Annotated in this window: 1 protein-coding gene; it reads left to right on the top strand. The window is 57.7% G+C overall.

Annotated features, from left to right (window positions below; all coding sequences use genetic code 11):
* A partial coding sequence (locus ACR0NN_RS25285) for a flavin monoamine oxidase family protein (RefSeq protein WP_480685872.1) occupies positions 1-777 on the top strand: 777 nt, incomplete at both ends.

Consider the following 777-nt stretch of genomic DNA (forward strand, 5'->3'; position numbering starts at 1 on the left):
AGCTTTGAGGATGAACAGGGCCGTGTCGAACGCGGTCGGGGTTTTGCTTCGATGCAGGGGTCGTATCGGCTGAAGGGCGGGCTTGGCAAAATGACTGATGCCCTGGCGGCGCTGCTGCCAGAGAACCGCAAACTGTATTCTACACCAATCTCATCCCTTGCTCAGACCCCGGACGGGGTTGTTGCAACCACGCATTCAGGGCGCGATATTCAGGCGCGACAGGTGGTACTTGCGTTGCCACCGCGCGTTGCCAGCCAGATAGCTTTTTCGCCCACCCTGCCAGTCGAGGCCCAGAATGCCATGACGGGCATCACGACATGGATGGCCGGACAAGCCAAAGCTATCGCTGTCTTTGACCAGCCATTCTGGCGCGAGGCTGGTTTGTCCGGGGACGCAATGAGCCGTCGCGGTCCGATGGTCGAAATCCATGATGCCTCACCTGCCGAAGGCGGACCATATGCACTGTTTGGATTTATCGGTGTGCCTCCGCAGGCCCGTCAAGATCAATCTCGCTTGCGCCAAACCGTGCAGGACCAATTTATCCGGTTGTTCGGACCCGACGCAGCAAAACCTGAAACGCTGCTGATCAAGGATTGGGCCGTTGATCCTTTCACCTCTATCGAAGAGGACAAACAGCCGTTATACGCTCATCCCACATATGGATTGCCGCAGGCGCTGACGGATGTCTGGGATGATCGTCTGTTGTTTGCGGGCACTGAAGTGGCCCCTCAATTCGGGGGCTATCTGGAAGGTGCGTTGGAAGCGGCAGAAAATGCG

This window comes from Ruegeria sp. BA2 (genome assembly GCF_056539605.1).